The sequence below is a fragment of the Bacillus sp. FSL R5-0560 genome, assembly GCF_037966305.1.
Classification (GTDB): Bacteria; Bacillota; Bacilli; order Bacillales; family Bacillaceae; genus Bacillus; species Bacillus mojavensis.
The window spans coordinates 2,867,110-2,881,529 of the sequence record NZ_CP150195.1 but is presented as its reverse complement, the minus strand read 5'-3'; the positions used below and the strand labels follow the sequence as shown (position 1 = coordinate 2,881,529).

Here is a 14,420-nt window from a genome sequence, read left to right as displayed (position 1 = left end):
AAAAAGTTCTGATAAAATGTGAACTAATTTCATAATTAGATCGTGTAATATGGTGAAGATAGAGGTGCGAACTTCAAGAGTAAGCCTTTGGAGAAAGATGGATTCTGAGAAAAAGGCTGAAAGGGGAGCGTCGCCGAAGCAAATAAAACCCCATCGGTATTATTTGCTGGCCGTGCATTGAATAAATGTAAGGCTGTCAAGAAATCATTTTCTTGGAGGGCTATCTCGTTGTTCATAATCATCTTGATGATTAATTGATAAGCAATGAGAGCAGTTCCTCTCATTGCTTTTTTTATTGTGGACAAAGCGCTCTTTCTCCTCACCCGCACGAACCAAAATGTAAAGGGTGGTTAACATGGGTCTCATTGTACAAAAATTCGGAGGTACTTCCGTCGGCTCAGTCGAAAAAATTCAAAATGCAGCAAATCGCGTCATTGCGGAAAAACAGAAAGGCCATCAAGTCGTCGTTGTCGTATCAGCTATGGGGAAATCCACTGATGCATTGGTCAGCCTCGCAAAAGACATTACTGATCAGCCGAGCAAACGTGAAATGGATATGCTGCTGGCAACAGGCGAGCAGGTTACCATTTCCCTGCTTTCCATGGCGCTGCAGGAAAAAGGCTATGACGCCGTTTCCTATACAGGATGGCAGGCGGGGATCCGCACCGAGGACGTCCATGGCAACGCCAGAATTACGGATATAAACACGTCTGCCTTAGAAAGCCAGCTTCAAAAGGGAAAAGTAGTTGTTGTGGCAGGATTTCAAGGCATGACAGACGACAGTGAAATCACGACTTTGGGCAGGGGCGGTTCAGACACAACAGCAGTGGCTTTGGCTGCCGCATTAAAAGCGGACAAATGTGATATTTATACCGACGTGCCCGGCGTGTTTACAACCGATCCGCGCTACGTGAAATCAGCGAGAAAGCTTGCCGGCATCTCTTACGATGAAATGCTGGAGCTTGCCAATTTAGGCGCCGGTGTTCTTCATCCAAGAGCTGTTGAATTCGCGAAAAATTACCAAGTGCCGTTAGAAGTGCGTTCAAGTACAGAAACAGAAGCGGGAACATTAATTGAGGAGGAATCATCCATGGAGCAGAACCTTATCGTAAGAGGCATCGCGTTCGAAGATCAAATCACAAGGGTAACCATCTACGGGCTGACAAGCGGACTGACCACTTTGTCTACCATTTTTACAACTCTTGCAAAACGAAACATTAATGTGGATATCATTATCCAAACGCAGGCGGGAGACCATGAGACCGGTATTTCCTTCTCTGTTAAATCAGAAGACGCGGACCAGGCTGTTGCCGTACTTGAAGAGTACAAAGACGCGCTTGAATTCGAAAAAATTGAAACTGAAAGCAAATTGGCGAAAGTATCCATTGTTGGATCAGGCATGGTATCAAATCCCGGTGTAGCGGCTGAAATGTTTGCAGTACTGGCGGAAAAAAACATATTAATCAAAATGGTCAGCACATCTGAAATCAAAGTTTCAACAGTAGTGAGCGAAAATGACATGGTAAAAGCGGTGGAAGCACTGCACGATGCGTTTGAACTCTCGAAACATCCTTCAGCTGTGTCATGACAACCAAAAAGGCGGGACTCATGCAGTCACCGCCTTTTTCATTAAACAGGGTCTTTCATATCCCATTTAACAGTCAGAACCACTTTATCGGCTCTCTTTTTTACTTGTTCGTATGATTCGGCAATCTGATCATTCATCAATTGAATTTGCTCGGCGATGAAGCCAGCTTCCAGCTGAAAGCACGGTTCTTTCTGATATTTGAGCCGATTGGAAATGATTTGTCCTTCAAGCTCGAATTCTAGCTCCTGTTTCTTTGCGCTAACGTTTGTGAGGGTTCCCCAGCCTGCTTCTTCAAAGAAAGCCGGAAATTCCTCCCATGATTCAAGAGGAAACTTTCGGGCGAGATGTTTCCCTGCCCAATACATCATGGAAGAGTAATCTTGGCCAAGCATGTCTGGGAGAACAATCTCTCGTATCAGTTCATAGGCATAGGCGTTCATTTCAATTTCTTTTAGATTATGTATTGATGCTTCATATTTAGACTTCATATCTGTCTCCCCTCTCTCCTTCGTATATTATAGCCCAAACAGGGGGGAGGATTACAGAATGATCCTGTAATTCTCATGAAAAATTAAGAAAGAATTATATATTGATAAAATAAAATTTTTGAATCAACTAATCAATTCGGAAAATTAGAATTTATGTACGCGTTTTCTTGACGCCCTTTTGTGGTAGGAGTAAAATGAAATTGTCAATAAATCTTAATAAAGTGCTTACAATTGAAAGAAGTGGGGGAAGAGATTTAGCACATTTCGCACTTATCAAACAGGGGGTAAAGTAATGTCTGGGAACAGAGAGTTTTATTTTCGAAGATTGCATTCCTTGCTTGGCGTCATACCGGTCGGCATCTTTTTGATTCAGCATTTGGTCGTCAACCAGTTTGCCGCAAGGGGCGCGGAAGCATTCAATAATGCTGCTCATTTTATGGATAGTCTGCCTTTCAGGTATGCTCTGGAAATCTTTATTATCTTCTTACCTTTAATTTATCATGCAGTTTATGGTGTGTACATAGCGTTTACTGCGAAAAATAACGCAGGCCAATATAGCTATATGCGAAACTGGCTCTTTGTCCTGCAGCGTGTAACGGGTATCATCACCCTCATTTTTGTGAGCTGGCATGTGTGGGAAACACGCATTGCTGCACAGATGGGCGCTGAGGTTAACTTTGACATGATGGCGAATATCTTGAGCTCACCGGCTATGCTGGGCTTTTACATTGTAGGTGTACTATCAACCATTTTCCACTTCTCGAACGGTTTATGGTCTTTCGCTGTTACATGGGGCATCACGGTAACGCCTCGTTCTCAAAGAATTTCGACATACGTTACGCTGATTATTTTTGTTGCACTGTCTTACGTAGGCTTAAAAGCGATTTTTGCATTTGTATAAGAGAGTACTAGATTACTAGAGGGAGAGGGGCTATCATGAGTCAATCAAGCATTATCGTAGTCGGCGGGGGTCTTGCCGGCCTCATGGCGACAATTAAAGCAGCGGAATCAGGAATGGCGGTTAAGCTGTTTTCCATCGTTCCTGTGAAACGTTCTCATTCGGTTTGTGCCCAAGGCGGCATCAACGGAGCGGTCAATACAAAAGGGGAAGGTGACTCTCCGTGGGAACATTTTGACGATACTGTATACGGGGGAGACTTTCTTGCCAATCAGCCGCCGGTTAAGGCGATGTGTGAAGCGGCGCCGTCAATCATCCACTTATTAGACCGGATGGGCGTCATGTTTAACCGGACGCCTGAGGGGCTGCTTGATTTCCGCCGATTTGGGGGTACACAGCACCACAGAACAGCTTATGCAGGGGCGACGACTGGCCAGCAGCTGCTTTATGCTCTGGACGAGCAAGTGCGCAGATACGAGGTTGCAGGTCTGGTCACAAAATACGAAGGCTGGGAATTCCTTGGCGCTGTATTAGATGATGACAGAACCTGCCGCGGAATTGTCGCCCAAAACCTGACAAACATGCAAATTGAATCCTTCCGTTCAGACGCTGTGATTATGGCGACGGGCGGACCGGGAATCATTTTCGGTAAATCCACAAACTCCATGATTAATACAGGGTCTGCTGCATCGATTGTTTATCAGCAGGGAGCGTATTATGCAAATGGAGAATTTATTCAGATCCACCCGACAGCCATACCGGGGGATGATAAATTAAGGCTGATGAGTGAATCTGCACGCGGTGAAGGCGGACGTGTATGGACATACAAAGACGGTAAACCGTGGTATTTCCTTGAGGAAAAATATCCTGCATATGGAAACTTGGTGCCGCGTGATATTGCGACACGCGAAATATTTGATGTGTGTGTGAATCAGAAACTCGGCATCAACGGCGAGAACATGGTATATCTCGATTTGTCTCATAAAGATCCAAAAGAGCTTGACATTAAGCTCGGCGGCATCATTGAAATTTATGAGAAGTTTATGGGAGACGATCCGCGCAAACTTCCGATGAAAATCTTCCCTGCGGTTCATTATTCAATGGGCGGCTTATGGGTTGATTACGATCAAATGACAAATATTCCGGGACTGTTTGCCGCTGGAGAATGTGATTACTCCATGCACGGCGGCAACCGCTTGGGAGCAAACTCCCTCCTCTCCGCGATTTACGGAGGAATGGTAGCCGGACCGAATGCTGTTAAATATGTAAACGGCTTAGAATCTTCCGCAGAGGATCTGTCTTCATCGATATTCGATGCCCACGTGAAAAAAGAAGAAGATAAATGGGCTGAGATTATGAATATGGACGGAAACGAAAATGCGTACGTCCTCCATAGAGAGCTCGGGGAATGGATGACGGCGAATGTGACGGTTGTCCGCCATAACGACAAGCTGTTGAAAACAGATGACAAAATTCAGGAGCTAATGGAGCGGTATAAAAAGATTAACATCAATGACACGACAAAATGGAGCAACCAGGGAGCTATGTTTACACGCCAGCTTTCAAACATGCTTCAGCTTGCCAGGGTGATTACACTGGGTGCTTACAACCGTAATGAAAGCAGGGGCGCCCATTATAAACCGGATTTCCCTGAGCGTAATGACGATGAATGGCTCAAAACAACAATGGCTAAACATGTAAGCCCGTATGAAGCGCCGGAGTTTGAGTATCAGGATGTCGATGTATCACTGATAACGCCTCGGAAACGGGATTACTCGAAGAAGAAGGTGGCGAAATAATCATGAGTGAGAAAAAGACCATACGATTTATTATCACACGTCAAGATACACCCGACAGCACGCCTTACGATGAAGAATTTGAGATTCCATACCGCCCGAATCTGAACGTTATTTCCGCTCTAATGGAAATCCGCCGGAATCCGGTTAACGTGAAAGGTGAAAAGACGACTCCTGTTACTTGGGATATGAACTGTCTTGAAGAAGTATGCGGCGCATGTTCAATGGTCATAAACGGAAAGCCCCGCCAGTCGTGTACGGCGCTTGTTGACCAGCTTGAACAGCCGATCCGCTTAAAACCGATGAAAACATTCCCGGTCGTGCGTGATTTGCAGGTTGACCGCAGCAGAATGTTTAATTCGCTGAAAAAAGTAAAAGCATGGATACCGATCGACGGCACGTACGATTTAGGACCGGGACCGAGAATGCCGGAAAAACGCCGCCAGTGGGCATATGAATTATCAAAATGCATGACGTGCGGTGTCTGCCTGGAAGCCTGCCCGAATGTAAACAGTAAATCGAAATTCATGGGGCCTGCTCCGATGTCTCAGGTCCGTTTGTTTAACGCCCATCCGACAGGTGCCATGAACAAATCTGACCGGCTGGAAGCACTGATGGAAGAAGGGGGCCTTGCAGACTGCGGCAACTCGCAAAACTGCGTTCAATCCTGCCCGAAAGGCATTCCGTTGACCACTTCTATCGCTGCCTTAAACAGGGATACAAACTTACAAGCATTCCGCAATTTCTTCGGAAGCGACAGAGTATAAGAAGAAAAAACCTCTTCCGCATGGGAGAGGTTTTTTAACAATAAGGAGATGAGTGAAATGAAGCTTCCTGCTTACATTGACATGCCGTTTCAAAAATGGAAAGAATCCTTTTCTTTTTTTAATGAAGTTTCTGTACGATTTTCTGAGACAGATATGTTTGGACATATGAATAATGTAATCCCTTTCATCTATTTTGAAGAAGCGAGGATATCTTATTTTAAACATTTGAATATGATGAAACAAAATAAGCAAACCATGACCGTGGTCGCCAGTCAGCAATGTGATTATCTGCGCCAAGTCATGCCTTATGAAGACTTGCGTATTTATGTGAAAACAAGCGCTGTCGGCAGTTCATCCCTCACTTTGCATTACCTCGGAGAAAATAGCGTAGGGGAGCCCTGCTTCACCGGAGCTGTTGTCATGGTTCAAGTGTCAAAGGAAAGCGGAAAGGCTGTCAGCTGGACGAATGAGGAGAAAGAAAAGCTTCTCCATACACCATAAACTAATTCTTCTGTAAACGTCACCTCCTGAGCCCTCCTGACATATGATATCTTGACTATATCAAAACCCATTCGTTTCAGATTCGCTCTCACCTTAGCAAGGAGGGTTACAATACTTGAAGGAGAAAGAATTTCAATCGAAGCCGCTGCTAACGAAAAGAGAAAGAGAAGTGTTCGAATTGCTCGTTCAAGATAAGACAACAAAGGAGATTGCAAGCGAGCTATTTATCAGTGAGAAAACCGTTCGAAACCATATTTCAAATGCCATGCAGAAATTGGGTGTGAAAGGGCGTTCGCAAGCCGTTGTTGAGCTTCTTAGAATGGGTGAGCTAGAGCTTTAATCCTTGCCGGTATTCCTTCTTTTCAGGAGGGAGCCGGTTATTGCTGTTTGTCTGAAAAGTTCCGAATTCCTATTTTAAACCAGGATGATACGATATAAAACGAGATTTCAATTTGCTTTCATTTGCCTAATGTCCCTCTATTTCTCGTCCCGCGAGTCTTGCATTTTCTATAGAAAAGAAGGAAAATAGACACGGAACGCTATTGTGCGTAAGAGATCCTTGAGTGAGGGATGGACAAATGACATCAAAACCTTTGGAGCATGTTGCGGACATTGAAAAGTCGCTCCGCCACATTGCCGCGATCATTAAACAAAAAGGAAGAGAAATCCTAAACCAATACGCAATCACGCCGCCGCAATTTGTCGGTCTGCAATGGCTTTATGAATTAGGAGACATGACAATCGGCGAACTATCGGGGAAAATGTATCTGGCATGCAGCACGACGACGGATCTCATCGACCGTATGCAAAAAAATGAGCTTGTCGAGCGGGTAAAGGACCCGGCGGACAGACGTGTCGTCAGGATACACCTTCTGCCAGAAGGAGAACGCATTATCCAAGAAGTCATTACAAAAAGGCAGGAATACCTGCGTGATATGTTCGAAACGTTTACAGATGAAGAAATAGCCATCTTCGAAAAATCATTGATGAAACTGCAGCAAGAAATGAAGAGAAAATGAGGCGATTTTGTTGGAACAACCAATAGGAGTCATTGATTCCGGGGTTGGCGGGTTAACCGTTGCAAAGGAAATCATGAGACAGCTACCAAAAGAAAATATAATCTACGTAGGGGATACGAAACGGTGTCCGTACGGGCCGCGTCCTGAAGAAGAAGTGCTTCAATACACGCGGGAGCTGACAAATTATTTGTTGAAAAACCACCACATTAAGATGCTGGTGATCGCCTGCAACACCGCGACAGCAATTGCACTGGAAGACATCCAGCGCGACGTCGATATTCCGGTGGTCGGGGTGATCCAGCCTGGTGCGCGGGCAGCGATAAAAGTGACGGGAAACCAGCATATCGGTGTGATCGGCACAGAAAATACCATTAAGAGCAATGCTTATGAAGAAGCCCTTCTGGCATTAAATGCCGAACTGAAGGTTGAAAATCTTGCCTGTCCGTTGCTTGTGCCGTTTGTGGAAAGCGGAAAGTTTCTGGACAAAACAGCAGACGAGATTGTCAAAACATCACTATCTCCGTTAAAAGATACATCGATTGACTCGCTGATTTTAGGCTGCACCCATTACCCTATTTTAAAAGACGCGATTCAAAGATATATGGGAGAGCATGTGAATATTATTTCGTCAGGCGATGAAACAGCCCGGGAAGTAAGTACGATTCTATCGTATAAAGGACTACTGAATCAATCTTCGTTTACCCCGAATCATCAATTCCTGACTACAGGAGAACGGGATCAGTTTGCGAAAATAGCAGATGACTGGTTTGGCCATGAAGTAGATCACGTAGAATGCATCTCTTTGCGAGAACCAATTAGAAGATAGTTTTGCCCCGCAACGGCGTGTTGCGGGTTTTTTGTGTTTTTAATGGAATTCATCGGTCTATTTCCCGCTGAGGCTCGTATACATAGTAGTACAAACAGCCTTAGGAGGGAAAAGTATGCTGAAAAAAGGACCTGCAGTCATTGGTGCCACTTGTCTCACCTCTGCCTTGCTTTTATCCGGGTGCGGTTTATTTCAATCCGATAAGACAGCCGAGGAAATCGATCCGCCTCAAGACGTTACATACGTAAATGATGAAGCGGGGACCGATTCAAATACAACAGCAGCCGAAAAAACAAAAAATGAAAAAAGTGATACCGAAAAAGCGAATCAGGACTCTTCTACAGTGATGAGGGAGCTTTATCTCATTGATAAAAACGGTTATGTCGTTGCGCAAACGATGCCTCTTCCGAAAAGTGAAGGAACGGCTAAGCAGGCGCTTGAATACCTTGTGCAGGGCGGGCCTGTGTCAGAGATTCTGCCGAATGGCTTCAGAGCCGTTTTGCCGGCTGACACAACTGTTAACGTAGACATCAAAAAAGATGGCACTGCTATAGCGGACTTCTCGAAAGAATTTAAAAACTATAAGAAGGAAGATGAACAGAAAATCGTCCAATCGGTGACGTGGACGCTGACTCAATTCAGTTCAATTGATAAAGTGAAGCTGAGAATCAACGGCCATGAACTGAAGGAGATGCCTGTAGGCGGCACGCCGATCTCAGACGATTTAAGCCGTAAGGACGGGATTAATTTGGAAACTGCCGGCGTCAATGATCTCACAGCTACACATCCGCTGACAGTCTATTATTTAGCGGAAAACGATGACAGTGAATATTACGTGCCGGTAACAAAACGAATTGACAATTCCAAAACAGACGACATTACAGCGGCTATTAATGAACTGGCTGAGGGCCCGAGCAAGGCGAGCGGCCTGTTGACGGATTTCAGCGAAGATGTGAAGCTGGTCAGTAAGCCGAAAATCAAAGATGGACGTGTAACGCTAGATTTTAATCAATCCATTTTCGGAAGCGCCGATGAAAAGACGAAAATGATTTCTTCAGAAGTGCTCAACAGCATTGTGCTGACTTTAACAGAGCAGCCGGATGTAAAAAGCGTATCCGTTAAAGTGAACGGGAAAGCCGAACTCGTGAACGAAAAAGGCGAAAAACTTTCAGAAGCGGTATCCAGACCGTCTCAAGTGAATACGGGTAGTTTTTAAATTGGGATTTTTGATATACTAGAAAGAAAGAGGTTAGCGTTCCGGCTGCCTCTTTCTTTATTCAATTCCGGGACAAAAATGGTTTATGTACATACAATCGGAGGTAAAACATGAGACATGACGGAAGACAACATGATGAGCTGCGTCCAATTACATTTGATTTGGACTTTATCAGCCATCCGGAAGGGTCTGTTCTAATAACAGCGGGAAATACAAAAGTAATCTGCAACGCATCTGTAGAGGATCGCGTACCACCGTTTTTGCGGGGCGGAGGCAAAGGGTGGATTACAGCTGAGTACAGCATGCTGCCGCGGGCTACAAATCAAAGAACGATCAGAGAATCTTCCAAAGGGAAAATTTCCGGCAGAACGATGGAAATTCAGCGTTTGATCGGCCGTGCGCTTCGGGCAGTCGTTGATTTAGAGAAACTGGGTGAACGTACGATTTGGATTGACTGTGACGTCATTCAGGCGGACGGAGGAACAAGAACGGCTTCCATTACCGGAGCATATCTTGCCATGGCGATCGCAATTGGCAAGCTGCTCAAAGCGGGAACAATTAAAACAAACCCGCTCACTGATTTCCTGGCAGCGATCTCTGTCGGAATTGATAAAGAGCAGGGAATTTTGTTAGATTTAAATTATGAAGAAGATTCTGCTGCTGAAGTTGATATGAATGTCATCATGACAGGCAGCGGCCGCTTTGTGGAGCTTCAGGGAACAGGGGAAGAGGCAACCTTTTCACGTGAGGATCTGAATGGCCTTCTCAGTCTTGCAGAAAAAGGCATTCAGGAACTGATTGACAAGCAAAAAGAAGTACTGGGCGATTCTCTTCCAGAGCTGAAATAATGACAGAAAGGCTTGATCATCATGAAAGAAGCAATTATTGCGACTCACAATCCGGGAAAAGTGAAGGAATTTAAAGAAATTCTTGAGCCGAGAGGGTACGAGGTAAAATCATTAGCTGAAATTGGATTTACAGAAGAGATAGAAGAAACAGGCCATACGTTTGAAGAAAATGCGATTCTAAAAGCGGAAGCGGTGGCAAAAGCAGTGAACAAAATGGTCATTGCAGACGACTCGGGTTTGTCCGTTGATAATTTAGGAGGCCGCCCCGGCGTCTATTCAGCACGATATGCAGGGGAACAGAAAGATGACCAGGCGAATATCGATAAAGTGCTGAGTGAGCTGAAAGGCATCGAAAAAGAGCAGCGTACGGCCCGTTTTCGCTGCGCGCTTGCCGTGAGTATTCCGGGAGAGGAAACAAAAACTGTTGAGGGGCATGTTGAAGGGTATATTGCCGAGGAGCCGAAAGGAGAATACGGCTTTGGCTATGACCCGATCTTTATCGTCAAAGATAAAGATAAGACAATGGCAGAGCTGACAAGTGATGAAAAAAATAAAATCAGCCACAGGGCTGACGCACTTAAAAAGCTGTCGAAGCTGTTGGAGGCATAAGGGGGAGCGTATATATGAACGTGCTGATTATCAGTGACAGCCATGGACTTGAAGAAGAACTCCAAACCATCGCGAAACGTCATGAAGCGGATGTTGATCTCATGATTCATTGCGGAGACTCTGAGCTTGAAACCGGCCATCCGGCGTTAGAGCCTTATTCCGTTGTAAAAGGCAATTGTGATTTTATCGGCGATTTTAAGGACGAGCTCCTGCTGACGGCCGGTTCCAAAAAAATATTGGTTACGCATGGACACCTTCATGGTATTAAACAGACCTTGCTAAACGTATACTATCGTGCAGAGGAGCTTGGAGCGGAAATCATATGCTTCGGGCATTCACACATCGCAGGAAGCGAAATGCTGCGCGGAAAACTGATGATTAATCCAGGCAGCATCCGCCTTCCAAGGGTGCGCAGCACAGAAAGCTATGCTATACTGTCTTTAGAAAATGATACAGCGACAGTGCGTTTTTATAACCAAGCAGGCGATGAAATCATTGATTTGCAACACCGTGTAACCCTATGAAATATCACATGAGGAAGAAAATTTTCTTCCTCATGAAAAAAATTCTAAAAAACCGTTGACTTATCATTGCAACCCATATATAATAAATCTTGTCGCTGATAGTTAAAGCGAAAACAAAAAAACAAAACGTGTCCCAGTAGCTCAGCTGGATAGAGCAACGGCCTTCTAAGCCGTCGGTCGGGAGTTCGAATCTCTCCTGGGACGTACCAAGAAAAAACCTCAAATCCTTTAAGGATTTGAGGTTTTTGTTTATGATGATTTTTATTTGTTATTTAACGTATCATCATCCAGATCGCGGACATTTCCTTCTTTATTCAGACGAGGTTCTTCTTTTTTTACAGTTTCAGAAATATGCTCATTTTCTTCGACAGTCCGTTTCCCGATAACCACTTCGTCCGTAACAACGGGTTTTTTGGTCACTTCAAGTTTTTCCTCAACGATAGGAACTCTGACCGTTTCTGAGTCATTTACGGGAGAAGCGTCTGCCGTGTTATCATCCACCGGACGGCGTTCAACGTAAATTTCATCATGTCTTACCGGAACGTCTATATCTCTTTGTTCTGTTTTGACTTCTTTTCCGATTTCCACTTCACCGGTTTGGATATCTTCTTTATCCACTTTCAGCTGTTCTTCTCGAAGCGGCAGGGTCTTTTCTTCTTTTGTTGTATAGTCCACTGTCTCATTTGCATTTGCAAAGCCGCCTGAAAGGGCATTGCCGTTATCAATAGGCGTATCTAAGTCTGCGTCTGTATCAACGGCTACGAGAAGCTTTCCGTCATCCAGGTCCTCTTGGTACTTGTCTATTTCGTCATTTGAGATATCCAGATCTGATAATGCTTTGCTGTGTGCGCCTGTATCATCCATTGTGAAATAATCTTTCAGTTTATCGAAAAAGGATTCAGAATCACTATCATTAGCTTCAAGGGCTTGATTTACTTCTGTCCCTGTACGAGATTCGAGATAATCGGTATCCCGGCGATTTGTGACAACAGAAATATCGTCAGAATCATACCCCTTTGTTAGTAAGCCTTCAATCACTGCAATGGTCTCTTGTGGAGTTTCGTATACACCAACTACACTTTTTGTCATATTAATCTCCTCCTTTATGATTTTGCATTATATCGTTCATGTCGTTTGTAATTCCCGCTGCTCTTTAAAATAAACAAGATTGAAAACATCCGAGTTTTTTAGAGAAAACTCGGATTAGAATTTCCTGAAAAATGAATATACAGGAAAAGATATGAAAAAAATCGTAGTCTTGCCGATATTTGTTATGTGAAACAATAAAATAAGGGAGTGTTTTCTTTTGAAAAAATGGTTCATTGTTTTTTTCTTATTCGTGATTACGCTGTTTCAATCGCTCCAAACAGTTAGCGCGGAAACAGTTGAATGGAAAGAAAGAGCAGATTTGCCTGAGCCGCGTGTCGGCGCAAGCAGCGGTGTAGTAGATGGAAAGATATATGTGATAGGTGGCGGAACAGTAAAATCAGGTACTTATGGAAATCAAACGTTTGTCTACGATCCTAAAACAAATGAATGGACAAAAAAAGCGGACATGCCCACGGAGAGGGGAGGAGCTGCGACTGTTACAGTTGACGGTAAAATTTATGTCATGGGTGGAAGGTCAAACGATGGAGTTGTCAAGACAGTAGAAGTATATGATCCAAAAAAAGATACGTGGGAAAAATTGGTTGACTTACCCTTTGAAAAAATGGTTCCAGCCTATAAGATTTATGCAGAAGCTATTGGAAAGAAAATTTATGTTGTAGGTTCTGCAAGTAACTCGTATGCAACGACTTACAGTTATGATCTAGAAACGAAGAAATGGGAGGAAAAACAAAAATTAAATTATGAAGTAACCGGAGCAGTAACCGGAGCTTCTACAGCAGTAATTGATAATAAACTATATATTCTTGGCGGAACTCATTATATACCCCAAATCGTTTATGTTTATGATCCAGAAAAAGACACATGGGTAGAAAATGGTAAAGGATTCACAGCAGGATATTATTCTGCGCTTGCTTATAAAGGAAAAATTCTGATGACTGGAGGTGTAAACCGAATAAAGGTGTACGATCCCAAAAGTCAATCAGTTACAGCTGTGACAAACCCTAAAGTCCCCTACAGAATGGCTCATTCTTCTGCCATTATTGATGATACTCTCTACGTAATCGGTGGAAGAGAGGAAACATCCAGTTTTACTGGAAGTGCATTCTCTAAATTTAAATCAGTTATGTCAATCTCATTAAAGGATTTAAACATACCAACCGATGGGGCTGAGAATCCAGGAGATAAGGATAATGGATCAACAACACCTTCTGAGGATAATTCAGCAGAAGACGGAGACGCCCTCCTTGTTGTCACCATGGTAAACGGTTTGCAAAAAGAATATCAGCTGTCCATGAAAGAAGTGAACGGTTTCCTCAAATGGTATAAGCAGCGTGACGCTGGAGAGGGACCGGGCTTTTATGAAATTGATGAGCATGACAACAACAAAGGGCCTTTTGAAAGTAAAAAGGATTATGTTGTGTTTAAAAATATTTTGATGTACGAAGTGAATAAATATAAATAATAATTCAATCATCCAGTACAATGCTGGATGTTTTTTTGTGTGATAAGCAATCGAGAAAGTTGTCTAGAAGGAAAAAACGTAGCAGATTGCTAATGTAGAATGCTGCCTAGATAGCAGAAGATGAATTGTAACCACAAAAAAAGACAGATAAGACAGAAACATAGTCCCGCACTTATCTATCCTTTATATTTCACAATTCCTTTGTCATAAACACGCTGTTCGGATCTTCCGTATAGTCTGCAAACGGCTGGCAATACCGGAAACCGAAGCTTTCATAAAGTTTTCTTGCCGGCTCGAAAGAAGCCATCGACCCCGTTTCCAAACTCAAGCGCTGATAGCCGCGCCGCTTGGCTTCTTCTATAATGTGCTGAAGAACCTTGCTGGCGACGCCCTTTCTTAAATGGGAAGAAGAGGTTCGCATCGACTTAATTTCTCCATGCCGGCGGTCCAGTTCTTTTAGTGCTCCGCAGCCGGCCAATTCATTGTCGTCCCATGCGCTCCAAAATGTAATCTCAGGTTTTTTCAGCCTTTCTATGTCCAGGGCATGAATACTTTCAGCCGGAGACATGAGAGTCATGCTATGTAAATGCTCACTTACTAATTCGATCACTTGATGTCCGGTCAAATCATCTACTTTAATATGCAAAATGAATTCCTCCTCAAAAACCGTCACTGTGAACATACTTATCCTTTATCTTAAAATATATCCTTTTTGCTTCCAAATAGTAAGATAGGAAACCTCACATTCTATTAGCTTTATTTAAAGAT

General features: G+C 43.7%; 16 protein-coding genes, 1 tRNA gene and 1 riboswitch. Of the genes, 14 read left to right on the top strand and 3 right to left on the bottom strand.

The annotated features are described in order from the left end of the window. The first annotated feature begins 51 nt into the window (after positions 1-51). Positions 52-231, top strand: a riboswitch (Lysine riboswitch). Positions 232-355: 124 nt separating this feature from the next. After that, positions 356-1,588 carry an aspartate kinase gene (locus NST56_RS15280; protein WP_095714268.1) on the top strand — a complete coding sequence of 411 codons (1,233 nt, stop codon included), beginning with the start codon at positions 356-358 and terminating at the stop codon, positions 1,586-1,588. A 41-nt stretch (positions 1,589-1,629) separates the two neighbouring features. Here the strand turns inward: NST56_RS15280 and NST56_RS15275 are convergent, their stop codons facing one another. Beyond that, a complete protein-coding gene (locus NST56_RS15275; RefSeq protein ID WP_010335208.1) occupies positions 1,630-2,076 on the bottom strand; it encodes a YslB family protein in 447 nt (148 codons plus the stop codon). A gap of 292 nt (positions 2,077-2,368) precedes the next feature. Here NST56_RS15275 and sdhC point away from each other — a divergent pair, with 292 nt between their 5' ends. The 12 genes from sdhC (at position 2,369) to NST56_RS15215 (ending at position 11,284) form a co-directional block, all read left to right on the top strand. Then, positions 2,369-2,977 carry a succinate dehydrogenase cytochrome B558 gene (sdhC, locus tag NST56_RS15270; RefSeq protein ID WP_003237652.1) on the top strand — a complete coding sequence of 203 codons (609 nt, stop codon included), beginning with the start codon at positions 2,369-2,371 and terminating at the stop codon, positions 2,975-2,977. A 35-nt stretch (positions 2,978-3,012) separates the two neighbouring features. Continuing rightward, positions 3,013-4,773, top strand: coding sequence for a succinate dehydrogenase flavoprotein subunit (gene sdhA / locus NST56_RS15265; RefSeq protein ID WP_326227478.1), 1,761 nt, complete (start codon positions 3,013-3,015; stop codon positions 4,771-4,773). Between the two features lie 2 nt (positions 4,774-4,775). Beyond that, on the top strand, positions 4,776-5,537 hold the full coding sequence (gene sdhB / locus NST56_RS15260; protein WP_010335203.1) for a succinate dehydrogenase iron-sulfur subunit: 762 nt from the start codon (positions 4,776-4,778) through the stop codon (positions 5,535-5,537). A gap of 57 nt (positions 5,538-5,594) precedes the next feature. Next, positions 5,595-6,038, top strand: a complete 444-nt coding sequence (locus NST56_RS15255; RefSeq protein WP_229146566.1) for a thioesterase family protein — start codon at positions 5,595-5,597, stop codon at positions 6,036-6,038. Positions 6,039-6,153: 115 nt separating this feature from the next. Continuing rightward, a complete protein-coding gene (gene gerE / locus NST56_RS15250; protein ID WP_003184172.1) occupies positions 6,154-6,378 on the top strand; it encodes a spore germination transcription factor GerE in 225 nt (74 codons plus the stop codon). A gap of 238 nt (positions 6,379-6,616) precedes the next feature. Next, positions 6,617-7,057 (top strand): MarR family transcriptional regulator, encoded by a 441-nt coding sequence (locus NST56_RS15245; RefSeq protein WP_010335201.1) that lies wholly within the window; start codon positions 6,617-6,619, stop codon positions 7,055-7,057. Between the two features lie 7 nt (positions 7,058-7,064). Continuing rightward, positions 7,065-7,883: a glutamate racemase gene (gene racE, locus NST56_RS15240; RefSeq protein ID WP_339177541.1), complete on the top strand. Its 819-nt coding sequence runs from the start codon at positions 7,065-7,067 to the stop codon at positions 7,881-7,883. 115 nt (positions 7,884-7,998) lie between these two features. Then, a complete protein-coding gene (gene gerM / locus NST56_RS15235) occupies positions 7,999-9,099 on the top strand; it encodes a spore germination protein GerM (protein WP_029441379.1) in 1,101 nt (366 codons plus the stop codon). 110 nt (positions 9,100-9,209) lie between these two features. Next, positions 9,210-9,947: a ribonuclease PH gene (gene rph / locus NST56_RS15230; protein WP_010335199.1), complete on the top strand. Its 738-nt coding sequence runs from the start codon at positions 9,210-9,212 to the stop codon at positions 9,945-9,947. A gap of 12 nt (positions 9,948-9,959) precedes the next feature. Continuing rightward, positions 9,960-10,556 carry an XTP/dITP diphosphatase gene (locus NST56_RS15225; protein ID WP_168748466.1) on the top strand — a complete coding sequence of 199 codons (597 nt, stop codon included), beginning with the start codon at positions 9,960-9,962 and terminating at the stop codon, positions 10,554-10,556. A gap of 14 nt (positions 10,557-10,570) precedes the next feature. After that, positions 10,571-11,080 carry a YfcE family phosphodiesterase gene (locus NST56_RS15220; protein WP_010335197.1) on the top strand — a complete coding sequence of 170 codons (510 nt, stop codon included), beginning with the start codon at positions 10,571-10,573 and terminating at the stop codon, positions 11,078-11,080. A gap of 130 nt (positions 11,081-11,210) precedes the next feature. Further along, a tRNA-Arg gene (locus tag NST56_RS15215) sits at positions 11,211-11,284 on the top strand. Positions 11,285-11,341: 57 nt separating this feature from the next. Here NST56_RS15215 and NST56_RS15210 read toward each other — a convergent pair. Continuing rightward, positions 11,342-12,169 (bottom strand): YsnF/AvaK domain-containing protein, encoded by an 828-nt coding sequence (locus tag NST56_RS15210; protein ID WP_339177535.1) that lies wholly within the window; start codon positions 12,167-12,169, stop codon positions 11,342-11,344. Between the two features lie 217 nt (positions 12,170-12,386). On the opposite strand from NST56_RS15210, the gene NST56_RS15205 reads away from it, so the two are divergent. Then, positions 12,387-13,652: a DUF1668 domain-containing protein gene (locus tag NST56_RS15205; RefSeq protein WP_326190981.1), complete on the top strand. Its 1,266-nt coding sequence runs from the start codon at positions 12,387-12,389 to the stop codon at positions 13,650-13,652. A 190-nt stretch (positions 13,653-13,842) separates the two neighbouring features. On the opposite strand, the gene NST56_RS15200 is transcribed toward NST56_RS15205, so the two are convergent. Beyond that, positions 13,843-14,298: a GNAT family N-acetyltransferase gene (locus NST56_RS15200; RefSeq protein ID WP_268505195.1), complete on the bottom strand. Its 456-nt coding sequence runs from the start codon at positions 14,296-14,298 to the stop codon at positions 13,843-13,845. Positions 14,299-14,420 lie beyond the last annotated feature (122 nt).

Bases quoted from the DNA above. Each gene is read 5' to 3' on its own strand.
- NST56_RS15280 (WP_095714268.1), top strand. From the start codon at position 356: ATGGGTCTCATTGTACAAAAATTCGGAGGTACTTCCGTCGGCTCAGTC.
- NST56_RS15275 (WP_010335208.1), bottom strand. From the start codon at position 2,076: ATGAAGTCTAAATATGAAGCATCAATACATAATCTAAAAGAAATTGAA.
- sdhC (WP_003237652.1), top strand. From the start codon at position 2,369: ATGTCTGGGAACAGAGAGTTTTATTTTCGAAGATTGCATTCCTTGCTT.
- sdhA (WP_326227478.1), top strand. From the start codon at position 3,013: ATGAGTCAATCAAGCATTATCGTAGTCGGCGGGGGTCTTGCCGGCCTC.
- sdhB (WP_010335203.1), top strand. From the start codon at position 4,776: ATGAGTGAGAAAAAGACCATACGATTTATTATCACACGTCAAGATACA.
- NST56_RS15255 (WP_229146566.1), top strand. From the start codon at position 5,595: ATGAAGCTTCCTGCTTACATTGACATGCCGTTTCAAAAATGGAAAGAA.
- NST56_RS15245 (WP_010335201.1), top strand. From the start codon at position 6,617: ATGACATCAAAACCTTTGGAGCATGTTGCGGACATTGAAAAGTCGCTC.
- gerM (WP_029441379.1), top strand. From the start codon at position 7,999: ATGCTGAAAAAAGGACCTGCAGTCATTGGTGCCACTTGTCTCACCTCT.
- rph (WP_010335199.1), top strand. From the start codon at position 9,210: ATGAGACATGACGGAAGACAACATGATGAGCTGCGTCCAATTACATTT.
- NST56_RS15220 (WP_010335197.1), top strand. From the start codon at position 10,571: ATGAACGTGCTGATTATCAGTGACAGCCATGGACTTGAAGAAGAACTC.
- NST56_RS15210 (WP_339177535.1), bottom strand. From the start codon at position 12,169: ATGACAAAAAGTGTAGTTGGTGTATACGAAACTCCACAAGAGACCATT.